The sequence below is a fragment of the Aminithiophilus ramosus genome (genome assembly GCF_018069705.1).
In the GTDB taxonomy this organism is placed as follows: Bacteria; Synergistota; Synergistia; order Synergistales; family Aminithiophilaceae; genus Aminithiophilus; species Aminithiophilus ramosus.
Genome location: NZ_CP072943.1, coordinates 194210 through 212427, shown reverse-complemented (window position 1 = coordinate 212427; position 18218 = coordinate 194210). Strand labels below are relative to the sequence as shown.

16 protein-coding genes are annotated in these 18218 nt (G+C 67.2%); 1 reads left to right on the top strand and 15 read right to left on the bottom strand.

Going from position 1 to position 18218, the window contains the following annotated elements; all coding sequences use genetic code 11:
• Positions 1 to 34: 34 nt before the first annotated feature.
• From KAR29_RS00875 to KAR29_RS00810, 14 genes are all read right to left on the bottom strand, one after another.
• Entirely contained in the window at positions 35 to 1192 is a 1158-nt protein-coding gene (locus tag KAR29_RS00875) for a M20 metallopeptidase family protein (RefSeq protein ID WP_274373772.1), read from the bottom strand.
• Positions 1193 to 1242: 50 nt separating this feature from the next.
• On the bottom strand, positions 1243 to 1986 hold the full coding sequence (locus tag KAR29_RS00870; RefSeq protein WP_274373771.1) for a glutamine amidotransferase: 744 nt from the start codon (positions 1984 to 1986) through the stop codon (positions 1243 to 1245).
• Positions 1983 to 3254, bottom strand: coding sequence for a M20 family metallopeptidase (locus KAR29_RS00865; protein ID WP_274374888.1), 1272 nt, complete (start codon positions 3252 to 3254; stop codon positions 1983 to 1985). Before KAR29_RS00865 ends, KAR29_RS00870 begins: the two co-directional genes overlap by 4 nt.
• A gap of 5 nt (positions 3255 to 3259) precedes the next feature.
• The gene (locus tag KAR29_RS00860; protein WP_274373770.1) at positions 3260 to 4201 is read right to left on the bottom strand and encodes a nucleoside hydrolase; all 942 of its coding nucleotides are present in this window, start codon (positions 4199 to 4201) and stop codon (positions 3260 to 3262) included.
• Positions 4202 to 4229: 28 nt separating this feature from the next.
• Positions 4230 to 5162 (bottom strand): ABC transporter permease, encoded by a 933-nt coding sequence (locus KAR29_RS00855; protein WP_274373769.1) that lies wholly within the window; start codon positions 5160 to 5162, stop codon positions 4230 to 4232.
• Between the two features lie 3 nt (positions 5163 to 5165).
• Entirely contained in the window at positions 5166 to 6191 is a 1026-nt protein-coding gene (locus tag KAR29_RS00850; RefSeq protein WP_274373768.1) for an ABC transporter permease, read from the bottom strand.
• Positions 6188 to 7708, bottom strand: coding sequence for an ABC transporter ATP-binding protein (locus tag KAR29_RS00845; RefSeq protein WP_274373767.1), 1521 nt, complete (start codon positions 7706 to 7708; stop codon positions 6188 to 6190). The genes KAR29_RS00850 and KAR29_RS00845 overlap by 4 nt, the downstream gene beginning before the upstream one ends.
• A 77-nt stretch (positions 7709 to 7785) precedes the next feature.
• Positions 7786 to 8820, bottom strand: coding sequence for a BMP family lipoprotein (locus KAR29_RS00840; protein WP_274373766.1), 1035 nt, complete (start codon positions 8818 to 8820; stop codon positions 7786 to 7788).
• Positions 8821 to 8896: 76 nt separating this feature from the next.
• Positions 8897 to 9922, bottom strand: coding sequence for a LacI family DNA-binding transcriptional regulator (locus tag KAR29_RS00835; RefSeq protein WP_274373765.1), 1026 nt, complete (start codon positions 9920 to 9922; stop codon positions 8897 to 8899).
• Between the two features lie 46 nt (positions 9923 to 9968).
• Entirely contained in the window at positions 9969 to 10934 is a 966-nt protein-coding gene (locus KAR29_RS00830) for an ABC transporter permease (protein ID WP_274373764.1), read from the bottom strand.
• A complete protein-coding gene (locus tag KAR29_RS00825) occupies positions 10931 to 11983 on the bottom strand; it encodes an ABC transporter permease (protein WP_274373763.1) in 1053 nt (350 codons plus the stop codon). The genes KAR29_RS00830 and KAR29_RS00825 overlap by 4 nt, the downstream gene beginning before the upstream one ends.
• A 1-nt stretch (position 11984) precedes the next feature.
• Positions 11985 to 13307 (bottom strand): ArgE/DapE family deacylase, encoded by a 1323-nt coding sequence (locus KAR29_RS00820; protein ID WP_274373762.1) that lies wholly within the window; start codon positions 13305 to 13307, stop codon positions 11985 to 11987.
• A gap of 41 nt (positions 13308 to 13348) precedes the next feature.
• Entirely contained in the window at positions 13349 to 14872 is a 1524-nt protein-coding gene (locus KAR29_RS00815; RefSeq protein WP_274373761.1) for a sugar ABC transporter ATP-binding protein, read from the bottom strand.
• Between the two features lie 67 nt (positions 14873 to 14939).
• Positions 14940 to 15938 (bottom strand): autoinducer 2 ABC transporter substrate-binding protein, encoded by a 999-nt coding sequence (locus tag KAR29_RS00810; protein WP_274374887.1) that lies wholly within the window; start codon positions 15936 to 15938, stop codon positions 14940 to 14942.
• 464 nt (positions 15939 to 16402) lie between these two features.
• Between KAR29_RS00810 and rbsK the strand changes: the two genes are divergently transcribed.
• Positions 16403 to 17299, top strand: a complete 897-nt coding sequence (gene rbsK, locus KAR29_RS00805) for a ribokinase (protein ID WP_274373760.1) — start codon at positions 16403 to 16405, stop codon at positions 17297 to 17299.
• Between the two features lie 326 nt (positions 17300 to 17625).
• Here the strand turns inward: rbsK and KAR29_RS00800 are convergent, their stop codons facing one another.
• Positions 17626 to 18213 (bottom strand): PIN domain-containing protein, encoded by a 588-nt coding sequence (locus KAR29_RS00800; protein ID WP_274373759.1) that lies wholly within the window; start codon positions 18211 to 18213, stop codon positions 17626 to 17628.
• Positions 18214 to 18218 lie beyond the last annotated feature (5 nt).

Here is an 18218-nt window from a genome sequence, read left to right as displayed (position 1 = left end):
AGGGCCTTCCTGTTGCGTCCGGCGCCGCAGCCCTCTATCGGGCGCGGAAATCGACGGCGAGCTGGGCGAAAAGGGCCGATCCGCGCCAGAGGACGCCTTCGTCGAAGTCGAATCGGGCGTGGTGGTGCGCCTCTCCGGGGCCGCCGCCGAGGAAGAAAAAGGTCCCCGGCCTCTCCTGGAGGTAGAAGGCCATGTCCTCGCCGACCATGACGGGGCTTTGCAGTTCCACGAGATCCCGGGCCGGAAGGACTTTCAGGGCCGACTGGCGGAAAAACTCCGTGAAGGCCCCGTCGTTGACGACGGGAGGAGCGCCCCTGTCCCAGAAGGCAAGGGCCTCGCCTCCGTGAAGGGCCGCCACTCCCCGGGCCAGCTCCTGGACGCGACGCCCCAGGTGGTCTCGATCCTCGGCGGAGAGGGCCCGGAAGGTCCCCTCGAGATACACCTCGTCGGGGATGACGTTGAAGGCCCGGCCCCCCTCGATTCTCCCCAGGGAGACGACGGTGGGCCTCAAGGCGGGCATTTCGCGGCTCACCAGGGTCTGGAGGACGCCGATGTACTCTCCGGCCATGACGATGGGATCGATGGCCCTGTGAGGCAGGGCGCCATGGGCCCCACGGCCCCGGAAGGTAACGGTGAAACGGTCCATGCTGGCCATGGCCGGTCCCGGCCTGTAGCCGACCTGTCCCGTGGCCAGTTCGTCGAAGAGGCGGCCGATGTGGAGACCGCAGACGGCGTCGACGCCGTCGAGGGCCCCTGCGGCGATGAGGGGAAGGGCCCCCTTGGCGATCTCCTCGCCGGGCTGGAAGAGGAACCTGACGGTCCCTCCCAGCGCCTCCCGGTCCTCGACGAGAAGGGCCGCCGCGCCGAGGAGCATGGCCATGTGGCCGTCGTGGCCGCAGGCGTGCATGGCCGTGCCGGAAGCGGCGAAGGGAAGGCCCGTCTCCTCCTTGATGGGGAGGGCGTCCATGTCGGAGCGCAGAAGGAGCGTCGGCCCCGACGGAAAACCGATCAGGTCGGCGACGATCCCGGGCCCGAGGGGGCGGGGATCGAGGCCCAGTTTCTCCAGCTCCCGCGACAGGTAGGCCGTCGTCCTCGGCAGGTCGAGGCCCACTTCGGCCAGGCCGTGAAGCTCCCGGCGCCACCGGACGAGCCGTGGCTGAAGCCCTTTCGCCGCCTTCGCTCTCTGATTCATTGCCTCAGCTTCCTCTCTCATCGTTCGGGGGCGGCCCCTCGCCGAAGGCCTCAGGCCGTCAGCCAGGCGACGAGGTTGTTCCAGAAGGGACGGTAGCCCTCCCAGCGGAGGAACTCGGGAGGCCCCCAGTGAGGGGCGCAGTCGGAGGCGAAGGCCGCCGTCCGCCCCTTCCCGACCTGACGGAGGGCGATGAAGGGATCGCCGTTGATCGTGGCCGCCAGAAGGGCTCCGTCGACGAGTTCCGTCCTGTTGTAGCCCAGGAAGAAGGGCCACGGACCGATGCCGTCGAAGAGGGGATGGCTCCCCTCGAGGACGTCGGGAACGACGCCGTGGGGAATCTCGACGCGGTCGTCTCCGTCGAGGCAGCGCACGGGCAGGACGGGAGCGAGGGCCGTCTTCCCCCAACGGCCCTTGCCGTCGATGCCCGAGAAGGTCATGTAGCCGCCGATCATGGCCAGGGCACCGCCTCCCGAGACCCACCGGGCCAGAAGGGCCGTCCGATCGACCGTCCTCCTGCTGCGGTTGAAGGTGTCCGGGGCCAGGAGAAGGGTGTTGGAGCCGATGTCGGAGAGGAAGACCACGTCGTAGCGGGCCAGATCGGCCTCCGTCGAGGGGAACTGCTCCGAGGCCAGGTGGTTGGGGAGGAAGGTCACGTCGTGGCCGCCCTCCTCGAGGGCGGCGATGAGCTCTCCGGCCCCCTCCTCGTACTCGCTGGTGGTGAAACTGTCGAAGCCTTTGACGTGGATCGTGTGCTTCATCCACGACTCTCCGGCGAGAAGAACTCTTTTTTTCATTTTTTTCGACCTCCCCATTCGAGAATCAGCATCGCGTAGGCGACGATGCTCTGAAAGTATTCCTCCAGCGGCAGCCACTCGTCGGGCCTGTGACAGTTGGCGAGAGGGCCGGGACCGACGATGACCGTCGGCATCTTGCCGATGTTGCGCAGAAGGCGGGCGTCGTTGCCGGCGGGAGAGCCGTTGACGACGACCGTTTTTTGCGTCGCCGCCTCGACGCAGCCTCGGACGGTCTCGACGAAAGGATGGGACAGGTCCATCTCGAAGGGACGGCCCTCCTGGTAGATGGCCGTCCGTGGCGGGTTTTCGGCGAGCCAGGCGTCGCCGCGGGACCGGAGACGGATCGCCTCCTCGACGTCGGCCACGACTTTGTCGCGCTCCATCGACGGAAGGTAGTGGAGACAGAGCTTGAAGGTGCAGCGGTCGGGAACGGTCGAGCCCGCCGTTCCCCCCTCGATGACGCCCACGTTGATCGTCGGAGGGGGCAGAAGGGGGTGACGGAACTCCATGAGCCAGCGGTGCTCCAGGTCCTGAAGGGCCTCGATGAGGAGCATGGCCTTCTCGATGGCGTTGACGCCGAGCCATTTGCTCCCCGAATGAAGGGCCCGACCCGTCACGTCGACGCGGAAGAAGAGAAATCCCATATGGGCCCCCGTCACGGCCAGGGAGGTGGGCTCGCAGACGACGGCGCCGTCGGCCGTCACGCCCTCCATCAGGGCGCCCAGGGTTCCGTTGCCGCCTCCCTCTTCGTCGACGACGGAGAGGACCGTCACGTCGCCCGGCAGAGGGAAGCCGGCCTCCCTGACGAGCCGAGGCGCCATCAGGGCCGCCATGAGCCCTCCTTTCATGTCGTTGGCGCCCAGCCCCCAGACGCGACCGTCACGGACATGTGCCCCGTGGGGGTCGAAGGACCAGTCGGCCCTCTCTCCCGGAGGCATGGTGTCGACGTGGCCGTCGAAAAGGAGAGAGGGGCCGCCCCGTCCGCCGAAGCGGCCCAGGACGTTCCAGCGGCCGTCGTAGACGTGACCGGCGTTTCCCTCTCCCCAGAGGGCGATCGCCTCGGCGACGGCCTCTTCCGTCATGGGCAGACGCCTCACGTCGGCGCCGAGGGAGCGCAGGAGCTTTTCGATGTAGACCTGGCCCTGGGCCTCTCTTCCTCCGTCGATGCCGTGGCCCAGGACCTGGGTATCGATGGCGATCAGCTCCAGCAGGGGCCGGAGATAGCTCTCCCTGTCGGCGTCGAGGGTCTGGCGGAGCCGGGATTCCATCGTCGTCACCGGCCGTAGAGGGCCAGACAGTCGATGAGGAGATCCCAGAAGCGGGGGACGTCGAGGCCGACGGCCACTTCGGCGTTGGGCTCCCTGCCGGTGACGCCGAAGTAGTCGCAGCAGGTCCGGCCGTAGGTGTGCTCGCCTCGGAGTTCGACGTCGACGCGCATGGCCTTCGTCTCGAAGAGGGTCGGGTCGATGAGCCAGGCCACCGTCGTCGGGTCGTGAAGGGGGGGAGCCGTCCAGCCGAAGACCTCCCTCTGCGTCTTCGTGAAGAACTCCATCAGCTCGACGAAGAGCGTCGCCACGGAGTTGTCCAGCCTCCGGGCCCGCTCGACGACGTCGGCGCCGCAGAGGGCCTGACGGGTCAGATCGAGACCCATCATGACCAGGGGCCGCCCCGAGGAGAAGACGACGTGAGCCGCCTCGGCGTCGGCACAGATGTTGAACTCGGCGGCGGGCGTCACGTTGCCCAGCTGGTAGGATCCGCCCATGAGGACGATCCTTTCGATCTTCTCGACGATGGCCGGCTCCTTGCGCATGGCCATGGCCACGTTCGTCAGGGGGCCTGTGGGGACGACGGCGATGTCGCCGTCGGAAGCGAGGAGGGTCTCGATGAGAAGGTCGACGGCGTGGCGTCCGTCGAGGGCCAGGGCCGGCTCGCCGAAGACGGGTCCGTCGAGGCCCGAGGCGCCGTGAATGTCTCCGGCGAGGATCGGCTCGCGCACCATGGGGCGGGCCATGCCGGCCGCCACGGGGCAGGCGAGGCCGATGGCCTCGGCGACGAGAAGGGCGTTGCGGGCCGTCTTGGCCAGGGTCTGGTTTCCGGCGACGACGGTGACGGCCCGAAGGTCGATGGCCGGATGAATGCGGGCCATCATCATGGCCACGGCATCGTCGTGACCGGGGTCGACGTCGAGGATGATCTTTTTCGGCGCTGCTGTCATGGAAACGGGTCTCCTTTCGGGCGAAGCGTCACTTGAGGGCGCTGCGGGCCCGGCGCTGGGCGGCCATCTTCCGTCCCATGGCCAGGGCCAGGATCGAAACGGTCGCCACATAGGGAATCATGAGGATGAACTGGGGCGGCAGCCCCAGGGACTGGAGGCGGGAGCCGACGGAGTCGGTGAAGCCGAAGATGAGGCAGCCGATCCAGCTCCTGATCGGATCGCCGCCGCCGAAGAACATGGCCGCCACGCCCATGAAGCCCCGCCCGTTGGTCATGTTCTCGGCAAAAAGACGGGAGTAGCCCAGGGAGAGGTAGGCCCCGGCCATGCCGCCGACGACGCCCGAGTAGAGCATGACCTCGAACTTGCGCCGGAAGACGGGGATGCCCGCCGTCTCCGCCGCCAGGGGATTGAGCCCCACGCTGCGCAGCCTCAGCCCCCAGACGGTGCGGTAGAGGAGCCAGGAGAGGAAGAAGACGAGGAGGATCCCCAGGGGCTCGAAGAGGGAGTAGTCGTTGAAGAGGCTCCGAAGGACCTCGTTGCCGTCGAGGAGGGCCAGGTGGATCCGGGGCAGGGGGACGATGGCCCTGTCGTAGAAGGAGCCCGACGTCCCCAGCACCTTCTGGAGGAGGAAGCGCGTCACGGCCAGGGCCAGCATGTTGATGGCCATGCCGACGACGAAGATGTCGGCCTTGTAGCGGAGGTGGGCCAGGGCCATGACGGCGGCGATGACGGTCCCGACGGCGACGGCCGCCAGAAGGGCCAGGAGCCAGCTCCCGGTGAAGTAGCTCACGGCGACGGCCGTGAAGGCCCCGCAGAGCATGATGCCCTCGACGCCCACGTTGAGGATGTCGGCCTGCTGGGTCAGGATGCAGGTCAACGTGGCGTAGAGAATGGGCGTCGAGGCCCGCAGGGTGGCGCGAAAAAGGGTGTAGTTGAAGACGAGGGAGAGATCGTCGAACATGGCCTAGGCCTCCTTCCCCTTGGCTCGGCGGCGGAGGAGGAAAAGGCCCTCCATGGCGGCCAGGAGGATGAACATGGCGATGATGGCGTCGACGAGGGACTTTGGAATTCCCGTGAAGCGCTCCATGCCGAGGGCTCCCGCCTTGAGGGCGGCCAGGAAGAAGGCCAGGACGGGGACGAGGCGGATGTCGTTGCGGGCGATGAGGGCCGCCAGCATGCCGTCGAAGGCGATTCCGGGCGAGAAATTGTCCAGAAAATAACCGTAGAGGCCCATGACCTCGATGGCTCCGGCCATGCCGCCCAGGGCGCCGCTGAAGACCATCCCCCAGACCATCGTCGCCCTGGAGCGGATGCCCACGTGTTCGGCGTAGCCGGCGTTCTCGCCGACGGCCCGCATCCTGTAGCCCCAGGTGCTGCGGTGCACGACCCACCAGGTGACGAAAAGGGCGGCGAGGGCGATGAAGAGTCCCGAGTTGGCCCGGCTCGGCGGCAGAATGCGCGACAGGCGGGCCGTGGCGGCCAGGGCCGCCGTCTGAGGGACGCCCGTCCCCGCCGAGAGGGGATAGCCCACGAGGTAGGAGGTGATGTAGATGGCCACGTAGTTGGCCAGGATGGTGACGCAGACTTCGTTGACGCGCCAGTAGGCCTTGAGGGCGCCGGGAATGGCCGCCCAGGCCCCCCCGGCCGCCATGGCCGCCAGCAGGCAGAGGCCGATGTGGATCGGGGCCGCAACGCCCGTGAGGGCCGCTCCGACCCAGGCTGCGGCGATGGCCCCCAGATAGAGCTCGCCCTCGACGCCGACGTTGAAGACGGCCACCTTGGAGGAGACGGCGAAGGCCAGGGCCGTCAGAAGGAGGGGGACGAAGCGCTCCAGGGTGCCGCCGAAGTTGAAGCGCCCCCAGAAGGCCCCCTTGAGAAGTTCCCGATAGGCCTCGACGGGGCTGTGGCCCAGGAGGGCGACGACGACGGCGCCGAAAAGGAGGGAGACGACGACGGTGACCAGAGTGCTGAGAGTCGAACTTCTATTCACGGCAGAGCACCTCCCGTCATGAGGAGGCCCAGGCTCTCCTCGTCGGCCCCTTCGGCGTCGAGAAGGCCCGTGATCTGCCCCTCGTACATGACGGCGATCCGGTCCGAGAGGGAGAGAATCTCCTCCAGGTCGGCCGAGACGAGGAGGATGGCCGCCCCCCTGTCCCGGGCGCGGATCAGCTCGCGGCGGATGTTCTCGATGGAGCCCACGTCGACGCCCCGCGTCGGCTGGGCCGCCAGGAGGACCTGAGCCTCCTCGTCGACCTCCCGGGCGACGACGACCTTCTGGGCGTTGCCGCCCGAGAGATGGGCCGTCGCCGCCTCGGGCCGGGCGGGCCTGATGTCGAAGGTCTCGATGAGACGGCGGGCGAAGCGGCGCAGGGCGCCGGCGACGAGGAGAGGGCCCCGCGACAGGGGCGCCCTGCGAAAGGCCATCCCGGCCAGGTTCTCCTCGATGGACATGGCCCGGTTGAGGCCCCGGAAGTTGCGGTCCTCGGGGATGTGGGCCAGGCCCGCGGCGCGGACTTCGAGGGGCCTCCTGTTCTGGATCTCCCGTCCGCCGAGGCGGATCCTCCCCCGCTCGACGGGCCGGAGACCGGCGATGGCCTCGACGAGTTCGCTCTGGCCGTTGCCGTCGATGCCGGCCAAACCCAGAATCTCGCCCCGACGGAGCTCGAAGGAGACGCCCCGCAGTTTGGAGAGCTCCTTGTCGCCGGGAACGAAGACGTCCTCGACGGAAAGGGCCACGTCGCCGACGGAGCCGTGGCCCGAACGATCGACGCCGAGGAAGACGTCCCGCCCCACCATGAGACGGGCCAGCTCGGGAATGGACGTGGCCGAGACGTCGACGGTGGCGACGTGGCGCCCCTGGCGCATGACCGTCACCCTGTCGGAGAGGGCCATGACCTCGCGGAGCTTGTGGGTGATGAAGACGACGGACTTGCCCGATGCCGTCAGCGTCTTCAGGATCTCGAAGAGACGGGAGGCCTCCTGAGGCGTCAGGACGGCCGTGGGCTCGTCGAGAATCAGGATCTCGGCCCCGCGATAGAGGGCCTTGATGATCTCCACCCTCTGGGCCTCGCCCACAGAGATGGCGTTCACCTTCTTGTGGAGTTGAACGTGAAGGCCGTAGTCGTCGACGAAGCGGCGCACCCTCGCCTCGGCCTCGGCGAAGTCGATGCGCCCCCCGCTTTTCCTGGGCTCGAAGCCGAGGATGATGTTCTCCAGGACCGTCAGCTCCCGGACGAGCATGAACTCCTGATGGACCATGCCGATGCCGAGGGCGATGGCCTCGGCGGGCGTCAGGGCCTCGAAGGAGCGCCCCCTGACGACGATCCGTCCCTCCTCGGGCGCGTAGAGGCCGTAGAGGGTCTTCATCATCGTCGATTTGCCGGCGCCGTTCTCGCCGATGAGTGCATGGACCTCACCGGCCCGGAGGTCGAATCGGCCTCCGTCGACGGCGCGCACGTTGGGAAAGTCCTTGACGATGGCCTCCATAGCCACGATCGGCTGGCTCAAGGCGACTCACCTCTTTCGCTCCCGACGGCAGGTCCTCCGGAAGGGACCTTCCGGAAGACCTGCCTCTGGTGAAAAAATCAGTTGCGCCTGAAGCCCTCGTAGGCGTCGACCTTGATGGCGCCGCTTCGGACCTGCTCCGTCAGTTCCTGAATCCTTTCGAGAAGTTCCTGGGGGAATTTGTCGCCCAGGGCCTCTTTCATGACGGCCATGTCGGTGAGGCTCACGCCGCCGGAGGCGATGCCCATCTCGACGACGGTGTCGCCCTTGAAGGTGCCGTCGACGACGTCCTTGACGAGCTCGTAGCTGGCCACGTCGACGCGCTTGAGCATGGACGTCAGGATGCGGCCGGGGTAGATGCCGTCCTGGTCGAGGTCGACGCCGATGGCGAACTTGCCCGTCTCGTTGGCGGCCTCGAGGATGCCGTTGCCCGTGTTGGAGGCGACGTTCATGACGATGTCGGCCCCCTGGTCGTACTGGGCCAGGGTGAGCTCCTTGCCCTTGAGAGGATCGTTGAAGGTCCCGGCGAAGGAGACGAGGACGCGCACCTCGGGATCGATGAACTTGGCGCCCTGCTCGTAGCCGACGAGGAAATCGTGAAGGACGGGGATGTCCATGCCGCCGACCCAGCCGATGACCTTCTTGTCGTTGACGCCTTCGATCTCGGAGCGGACCGTGAAGAGGGCCGCCGCGGCCCCGGCCAGGAAGGAGCCCTCGTTCTGGGCGAAGACGATGGACTTGACGTTGGGGGCCTTGATGGCCCCGTCGATGACGCCGAACTTCACGTCGGGGAAGTCGGCGGCGTGACTGCCGACGATCTCGGCGATCTGGGTGCTGCAGGCCAGGACGAGGTCGTATCCCGCGGCGGCCATGGCCACCAGGTTCGACTCCCAGTCGGCGGGATTTTTCGACTCCATGACCTTGAGCTCGACGCCGAAATCGGTCATGGCGCGCTCCAGCCCCTGATAGGCCGAGTCGTTGAAGGACTTGTCGCCGAGGAACCCGGCGAGGACGAGGGCCACCTTGACGGGCTTTTCGGCGGCCATGACGGGCAGGGCGAAGAGGCAGGAGGCGACGAGACAGAGGGCGATGAGGACGCGGGACGTGCCTTTCATGGTTTATCTCCCCTTTCCAGATCGAGGCGCCTGAAGGCGCCACAGACAAGAAGCGGAACGGCGGAAAAAACGGCGGTCAGGACCTCGGGCCATCACCTCCCGCGGGGGGCCCCGAAGAACGGCGCACCTTCAGGGTCGTGTTCATCAGGACGGGGCGACGGCGGGGCAGGGTGCCGTCCCTCATCCGCTCCAGAAGGATCCGGGCCGCCCGGCGCCCCATCTCGCGGCGGGGTTGGGCCACCGTCGTCAGAGGAGGGTTGAAGTAGGCCGCCAGGGGGATGTCGTCGAAGCCGACGACGGAGACGTCGCCGGGGACGGCGAGGCCCCGCTCGGCCAGGGCCGTGACGGCGCCGAAGGCCATGAGATCGTTGCAGGCGAAGAGGGCCGTCGGCCTCTCGCCGCGCTCCATGAGAATCCCGGCGCAGGCGTGGCCCGAAGCGGGAGTGAAGTCGCCCCTCAGGACCAGGGAGGGATCGAAGGGAAGGCCGGCGGCCTCCAGGGCCTGACGGTAACCCGTGACGCGGTCGCCGCTGGGCGAGACCTGCGAGGGGCCGGCGATGCAGGCGATGCGCCGATGGCCCAGGGAGAGAAGGTGGTCCGTGGCCTGGCGCCCCCCGTGGACGTTGTCGATCTGGATCGAATCGACGGGAATGCCGGGAATCTCCCGATCCAGCATGACGAGGGGAATGGACAGGCCGTCGAAGAGGGCGGCGTCCCGCTCCGTGACGCCGACGTTGACGAGGAAGATGCCGCCGACGCGGTTGGCCGCCAGCACCTCGATGGCCTCCTTTTCCCTGTCGCGCCGCCCGTCGGAGTTGCAGATGATGACGGCATAGCCCTCTTCGGAACAGGCGTCGGCCACGGCCCGGGCGATCTCGGCGAAATAGGGGTTGGTGGCGTCGGGCACGATCAGGCCCAGCAGCGTCGCTTCGCCGCGGCGAAGCCCCCGGGCGAGGATGTTGGGCCTGTAGCCGATCTCCTCCATGACCCCCTCGACGCGGAGGCGGACCTCGTCGCTGACGCGGCGGGTGCCGTTGACGACGTGGGAGACAGTCGTCACCGAGACGCCGGAACGTTCGGCCACATCCTTCATCGTCGCCATGAAGCGCCTCGCCTCCAGGGAATCGGCGTCGGAAGAGCCGCCGCGATCAACGGCGGACCCTTTCCCTCAGGACCGACTGATTGAGGGCGACGGCGCCGAGAAGGATCGCCCCCAGCAGGGCAAGCTGCCAGATGGCGTTGATGTTGGCCAGCTGGAGGCCCGTCTGGACCATGGTGACGATCATCACCGCCATGAGGGTGCCCAGAAGGCTGCCCGACCCGCCGAAGATGTTGACCCCCCCCAGGACGGCCACGGTGATGGCCTGGAGCTCCATGCCGTTGCCCACGTCGGCCCGGGCCGCCATGAGCCAGGAGGACATGATGAGGGCGCCGCAGCCCGCCAAGGCCCCGCTCAGGGTGTAGAGGGCGAAGCGGACCTTCCGGGGCGAGATCCCGGCGAAGCGGGCCGCCTCGTCGTTGACGCCGACGAGATAGATGGAGCGGCCGAAGGAGGTCCAAGAGAGCATGAAGTGGAAGAGGAAATAGGCGGGCACGACAAAGAGCAGGGTCTGGGCGGGAATGCCCAGGATCTTGCCCTGGCCGAGGAAGCCGAAGACCTCGGGAAAGCCCGAGACGGGAACACCCCGGGTCAGGACGAGGGCCAGGGCCCCGTAGGCCCACATGGTGCTGAAGGTACCGATCATGGGCGGCATGCCCCAGAGGGCCACCGTCACGCCGTTGACGGCCCCCAGGAGGGCGCCGACGACGACGCAGGCCGGAAGAGCCAGAGCGAGGGGGACATCGGCCTTGACCATGAGGCCGAAGAGGACGCCCGAAAGGCTGATGATGGAGCCGACGGAGATGTCGATGCCGGCCCCTCCGGCGAGGATGACCAGGCTCTGGCCGATTCCGATGAGAGCCAGGACGGCGCCGAAGCGGGTCATCCCCAGAAGATTGTCGACGTTCAGGAAATAGGGGCTCAGCAGGGACATGACGACCATGACGATGGCCATGAGGACGAGCAGAAAGGCGACGCGGTTGGCCAGGAAGGTCCTGGGCGAAAGGCGGCTCATCCTGTCACCTCCTGTCCGGCGACGGTCGCCGGAACGGCCTGGCGGCCCAACCGCCGCTGAGCCGTGAGCTGTTCCCTCTTCCGTCTCTCCTCCCGCCTCTCCAGCCAGAGGTCGATGCGGACGGAAATGATGATCAGCAGGCCCACGACGGCCCGCTCCCAGAGAGAGGGAATGCCCAGGAGGACGATGCCGTTTTTCATGAAGGCCATGAAGAGGACGCCCGCCAGGGTGCCGACGACGGAGCCCCGGCCGCCCGTGACGGCCGTGCCTCCGATGACGGTGGCGGCGATGGCCGACAGGGCCAGGTCGTTGCCGACGGTGATCTCGACGCTTCCCAGCCGTCCCACGTAGAAGAGGGAGGCCACGCCGACGAGGGCGCCGACGAGGGCGTAGCTGGCGATGCGGATGCGTCTGGCGTCGATTCCGGCCAGGGCCGCCGCCTGGAGGTTGTTGCCGATGGCGTAGACGTGGCGGCCGAAGGGACGATGAGTCATGAGATACCAGAAGACGGCGAAAAAGGCCCCGACGATGAACAGGGAGAGGGGAAGGCCGAAGAGACGGCCCCGGGTGAGGACGGAGAAGACGGGATCGATCCCCGTGAGCCACTGGCCGCCGAGCATCATGAAGACGGCGGCGCGGAGGATGCTCGACGTGCCGATGGTGGCGATGATGTCGGGGACGTTGAAGAGGGCGATGAGGACGCCGTTCACCGAGCCCAGCAGGGCTCCGGCGGCGACGGCGGCCAGGGCGGTCACCCAGGGATTCCACTGGGCGCCGAGCATCCACCCCACGAGGATGGCCACGACACCCAGGGCGGAGCCCACGGAGAGGTCGATGCCGCAGAGAATCATGACCAGCGTCATGCCGATGCTGACGATGGCCAGGTCCGTGGCGTTCCGCAGGACCGTGTTGATGTTGCGCCAGCTCAGGAAGTGCTCCGAGAGCAGGGCGAAAAGGAGGATCTCCAGTCCCAGCAGAAGGATCGTGAAGTACTCCCTCCTCCCGATATGGGGAACGAAGGTCTTCTGAGGGACTCCCTGAGGCGTCACGTCAGGCCTCGTCGACGCCGCACCAGTCGACGAGGGCCAGGGCCATGGCCTTCGTGGCCGTCAGCAGCTCCTCTTCTTCGACGAACTCGTCGGTGTGGTGGGCGATGCGGGGGTCGCCGGGGCCGAAGTTGACTGTCGGCGTTCCTCGGCGGATGAACCAGCCCATGTCGGTATGGCACGAACTCCCCTGGACGACGGGATCGACGCCCAGGGCGCGGAGGCTCTCGGCGCAGAGGGTGACGAAGGGATGGTCGCCGGGAATCTCGCCGCAGTCGGCGTCGATGAGCCATTCCACCTCGGGGGGATTCTCCCGGAGCCAGGGATCGGTCTCGGCGACGCGGCGGAAGAAGGTCTCGATCTCGGCCTGGACGGCCGTCCCCCGCCCCTTCTCGTCCGCTTCGGAGGGCAGGTACTGGGCGTTGAAGTGGATCTCGGCCCTGTTGGCGAAGGAGGTGGGGTACTCGCCGGCCGCGATCTGGGAGACATAGACCTGGCAGGGCGTGGGCTGGAGGGGGTGGGTCTTGCGGTCCTTCCAGTCACGGTTCAGCCTGTCGATCTGATCGAGGAAGAGGCGGGCCTTGTCGATGGCGTCGACGGCCCCTCCGTCGCGCCAGTCGCCCTGGGGCATCTCGATGTGGCCGCTTCTGCCCCGGACGGTGAGCTTGCCCCAGAGGATGCCCCGGCAGAGGGGGCTGACCATGAGTCCCGACGGTTCGGTCATGAAGCAGCCGTCGGCTCCGTAGCCCCTGTCGACGAAGGCCAGAGTGCCCATGCCGCCGGCCTCCTCGTCGACGAGGGTGCCCACCGTCACGTCCCCTTTGGGCCGCAAGCCCGAACGGAGGACGGCCTCGAGGGCCATGATCATGGCCGCGACACCGCCCTTCATGTCCACCGTCCCCCGGCCGTAGATGCGCCCGTCGGCCCTTTCGGCGCCGAAGGGATCACGGGTCCACCCCTCGCCGGGAAGGACGACGTCGATGTGTCCGGCCAGCAGCAGGGACCGGCCTCCGCCGGTGCCTCTGACGACGGCCGCCAGGTTGGGCCGCCCCTCGAAGCGGTGATCGGCGTAATAGCCGGGATGGCCCTCGTAGCGGGCAAGATCGGCGGGATCGGGTTCCCAGAGGTCGATCTCGGCGCCGAGAGCTTTCATCTTTTCCGCCACCAGGGCCTGAGCCTCGCCTTCGCGGCAGATCTCTCCGTCGGTCGTGAACCAGGGGTTGACGCTGGGGATGCGGATCAGGTCCTGAAGGAAGCCGATGACCTCTTCCCGGTGTTCGTCGATCCAGGAGAGGACCCGTGCTCCCTGAGGTGAAATGTTTGCCATGGCTGTTCCCTGCCTTCCTCTTCGACTTTTCCCCTTCGGGGTTATCCTTCCGTGCCCGTCCCTTCGCCGAGGCCGATGGCCAGGCGGAGGACGGCCTCTTCCGTCGCCTCCTCGCGGTCGAGGGAGGCCGTGAGCTCTCCCTCGTGCATGACGGCCACCCGGTCGGCCAGGGCCAGCATCTCGGGGAGATCCGACGAGATGAGGAGCACGGCGACGCCCTCGCGGGCCAGATCCATGATGAGGCGGTGGATCTCGGCCTTCGTCCCCACGTCGATCCCCCGCGTCGGTTCGTCGAGGATGAGGACCCTCGGCCTGTGGAGGAGCCCCCGGGCCAGGAGGACCTTCTGCTGGTTGCCGCCGCTGAGGCTCGACACGGGCAGGGCGAGGCCGCCGACTTTGATCTTCAGCGCCTCCACCTGATCTTGGGCGAGCCGCTCTTCCCCCTTTCGGTCGACGATGCCCAGCCAGGACGAGACCTGACGGAGGAGACCGGCGCTCAGGTTGTCCCTGATGGAGCGGATCGGGAAAAGCCCCTGCCGTCCCCGGTCCTCGGGAACGTAGACGACGCCCCGCTCCTGGGCACTCCGGCTCCCGCCGGGCCGGAAGGGCCGGCCCTCGAGAAGGACCTCGCCCCGTTCCCGGGGCAGCTCCTCGATGATGCACTGGGCCACTTCGGACCGGCCGGCCCCGACGAGGCCATAGAGGCCCAGGATCTCGCCGGAACAGAGGTGAAAGGAGACGTCCTGGAAGCAGCCGGCCCGCCAGAGGCCCTTCACCTCCAGAAGAGGGCTTTGGCTTTCTCCCCGGCCGGAGCGGTAGACGCTCCTCTCGATCTCGCGGCCCGACATGGCGGCGATGAGCTTCTCTTCCGTGACGTCGCCGATGGCCATGTCGGCCACGTGGACGCCGTCGCGGAGGACGCTCACCGAATCGGCGATCTCGAAGAGCTCCTGGAAGCGGTGGCTGATGTACAGAACGCTCACGCCCCCGGCCTTGAGTTCGGCGATGGTCCGAAAGAGCAGGTTCGTCTCGGCCTGGCTGAGGATCGACGTCGGCTCGTCGAGGATGAGCAGGCTCGCCTCGCGGTAGATGCCCCGGGCGATGAGGACGAGCTGCTGGGTTCCGATGGAGAGCTCCTTCATGGGCCGTCGCGAGAGATCGGGCGAAAGGCCCATCCGGCGGAGCGCTCCCGAGGCGGCCTCGGTCATGGCCGACCAGTCCAGGGCACCCGAGGCCTTGACGATCTCCTCGCCGAGAAAGAAATTCTCCAGAACCGACAGCTCGGGGAAGAAGACGGGTTCCTGGTAGACGATGGAGACCCCCCGCTGGCGGGCCTCCCTGGGGCCCGACAGCTCCAGGGGCCGGCCGTCAAAGCGGAGCTCCCCCTCGTCGGGGGCCAGGACGCCGGCGATGATCTTCATCAGCGTCGACTTGCCGGCGCCGTTTTCGCCGACGACGGCCCGGACCTCGCCCCGGCCCAGGGAGAGGGAGACTCCCCGCAGGGCCCGGACGCCGCCGAAACTCTTGGAAATGCCGATCATTTCAAGAAGGGGCGCCTTATTCATGGCATGACCTCATCCGTTCGCCTGAAAAAAGGGGGGAGCGCCCGCCGGGCCTCCCCCCTCGCAGGGATCAGAAATTGAAGCGGTCGACGTTCTCGGCGGTGATGACCAGAGGAGCGCCGAGGAGAAGGATCTTCTCGTCCTCGAAGTAGCGGACCGGCTCGTCCATGCCGGGAACGTCGTTCTCGGCGGCGAAGGGTTTGCCCTCGACGAGCTGCTTGCCGGCCCAGACGGTGAGGTAGCCGAGCTGGTAGGGATCCCAGAGGATCGACTTGGCCATGACGCCGCTCTTGATGAAGGGACGGACCGTGTTGGGCGATCCGTAGCCGATGACGGCCACCTCGCCGACGAGCCCGGCCTGCTGGACGGCCTGGGCCACGCCGGGAACGGTCGTCGAGGCGACGGCCACGAGACCCTTCAGATCGGGGAAGCGGGTCATGAGCTCTTCGGCCTGGCGGAGGGCGTCCTCGCTGCTGCCGCCGCTGGTGTAGCGGATGTCGACGATCTCCACGTCGGGATAGGCCTGGGCCACCCGTTCCTGCATGAAGGCGATCCAGGCGTTGAGGTTCGTCGCCGTCGATTCGCCGGAGACGATGGCGATCCGGCCCTTGCCGTCGAACTGCTCGACGAGCTCGTCGATGAGGACGTAGCCGAGTTCCTTGTCCAGGGCCTGGGCGACGTAAAGCTGGCGCTCGCTGGTGGGGCTGTCGCTGTCGGAGGTGTAGACGGCGATGCCGGCCTCACGGGCACGCTTGATGACGGGGTTGAGCGAGACCGAGTCGAGGACGGAAATGGAGATGGCCTCGACCTTCTGCTGGATCAGATTCTCCATGAGGCGCACCTGCTCGGCGGCATTGGCCGTCGGGGCGCCGACGTAGAGAAACTCCACGTCGAAGGCCTCGGCCGCCGCCTTGCCTCCGGCCTCCATGGCCGAGAAATAGGGAATGCCGATCAGCTGAGGAATGAAGGCAATCCGCGTCTTTTCCGCCGAGGCGGGCGTGGAAGCCATGGCAAAAACCGCCGCCGCAAAAACCGCCGCCACCGTCAATCGTTTCATGAGACCCATCATCGACACCTCCTGCCCTCCCGTCGCCGGACGGGAGTCTCTCTGTCTTCTCCAGGCAGAATCAAGGGATCGGGCGCATGAGGCAAAGGTTTGCGCAAACCTTTGCCTCATGCTAGGGTCTAGGTAACGGCTTTGTCAAGAGAAAGGCGACAACCCGAACCCGCAGGCCCGTCGGGCGATTCCGTCGGGTCCGCCGATTCGGGATCCGCTCCGACGGACCTCGTCGCGCGCGGATTCGAGGCGGCTTCTTCGGGCCTCCGGCCGCTTCCCGGCCGGACCGACGGCGTCCCTGTCCCTCTTCGGCCTGCGGATTCGGAACAACCGGATCGCCCCGCCGGCCCCGGGCACCTCCTCTCTGGAGTCGCCCTGCAGCCCCGCCGAAACTGAAGAGAGACCCCTTTTTCCGCGAGGAACCGACGTCTCGGCCTCCGGCGGAACAGAATTCTTTTGGAAGGATGTGCGTAGCGATGAGAAAGATCGTCGTCGTCGGGTCGATCAACATGGACCTGATCATGGAGACGGATCGTCTTCCCGTCCTGGGCGAGACGCTTCTGGGAGGTCCCTTCTCGACGGCGCCCGGCGGCAAGGGGGCCAATCAGGCGGCGGCCTGCGCCCGCCTCGGCGCCGCGGTGGCCCACCTGGGCCGCGTCGGCGACGACGGCTTCGGCCGGCAGCTGCTGGACGTTCTCGACGCTGAAGGGATCGACCGACGGGGCGTGACCGTCACGACCGGCACGAGCAGCGGCGTGGCCCAGATCTGCGTCGCCGGAGGCGACAACAGCATCATCGTCGCCCCCGGAGCCAACGGATGCCTCTCGGCCGAGGACGTCAGGGCCTCTCAAACCCTTTTCGAAGGGGCCCGCGCCGCTCTTTTCCAGCTCGAGGTACCCCTCGACGCCGTCCTCGAGGGGCTCCGCCTCGCCAAGACCCACGAGGCCCTGACGATCCTGACTCCGGCTCCCTGGAGGGAGCTGCCCCGGGAGCTGCTGGCCCTCGTCGACGTCCTCGTCCCCAACGCCATCGAGCTGAGCCAGTGCGCCGGAACGGCCAACAGGGAGAAGGCCTTCGCCCATCTCCTCGACCTGGGAGTGGGGGCCGTCGTCATGACGGCCGGATCGGAAGGGGCCTACTTCGCCTCGGCCCATCGCTCGGGCCACGTGCCGGCCCCCTCCGTCGACGTCGTCGACAGCACGGGAGCCGGCGACACCTTCACGGGAGCCCTGGCCGTGGCCCTCTCCGAGGGACGACAGCTCCCGGAGGCGATCCGATTCGCCGTCCGGGCCGGAAGCCTGGCCTGCACGAAACTGGGGGCTCTCCCCGCCATTCCCCGCCGCGACGACGTCGAGAGGGCCTTCGGGGCCTGACGGAATTCAGAGACCTCCCCGCCCGCGGCGATGGGCCTGGGGGTCTGTCGGACCTGGCCCGACGACCGGTGATCCATGCCCTGCCATGCGGCGATCCGAAAGAAATCTTTTACCCTGCGAAGCCCTGTTTTCAGTCTCACCGTTCAAGCCCAATCCGCTCTCCGGGCAATCCCGACAGACGCCTAGACGCCTGTCGGGATTGCCCGGAGAAGTCTGACTTGGCTTGATCCATGGAACTGAAAGCCCGGCTTCAATGGCAAATCATTCCTTTTGGATAGCATAAAAGGGTATCGACCAACGATCACCAGGCCAAGTCCGACGGACGCCTAGAGTTCGTACTTGACGTGACCTTTCTCCTCCGAGAGCCTGCAGGTGGCGAAAAGCTCTTCGAGGGCCGTGTCGATCTCCCCCTCGGGAATGCTGCTCTTGAAACAGTTGACCAGATGAGAGCGGAGGGAGCTGACCTTGCGAGGTCTCTTCTGGGCCTGGATCTTGCTCAGGTTCTCGATGATGGCCGCCGTGTATTTCGACCGGGGCTTGCTCACCGTCGACGACGGAAGCTGCGAGAGGTGGGTGATGCGCTGCGTCTTCAGCCCCTTGCCGTTGGCGTAGTCGATGACGGCGTCGTAGCCCTTGTCGTTGCTGAGGATGAAGGTGGCCTCGGGACGGTCGTCGGCGGCGCTGATGACGCCCAGCTCGAAGCAGATGTGGAAGTCGAGGCTGTTCTTCCCCTGGCGGGCGATCTTGATCCAACGACAGGCCTCTCCCAGCTTCTGGAGGCCCGTGACGGTCTCGAAGGGGAGGTTCTTCTGATTGGGGCCGACGAAGATCCACAGATGGGTCGACGTCGTGTCGATCTCTCCGACGGCGTCGAGGTTGATGTTCTCGTAGTCCACCAGGACCAATCTCTTCACGGTCT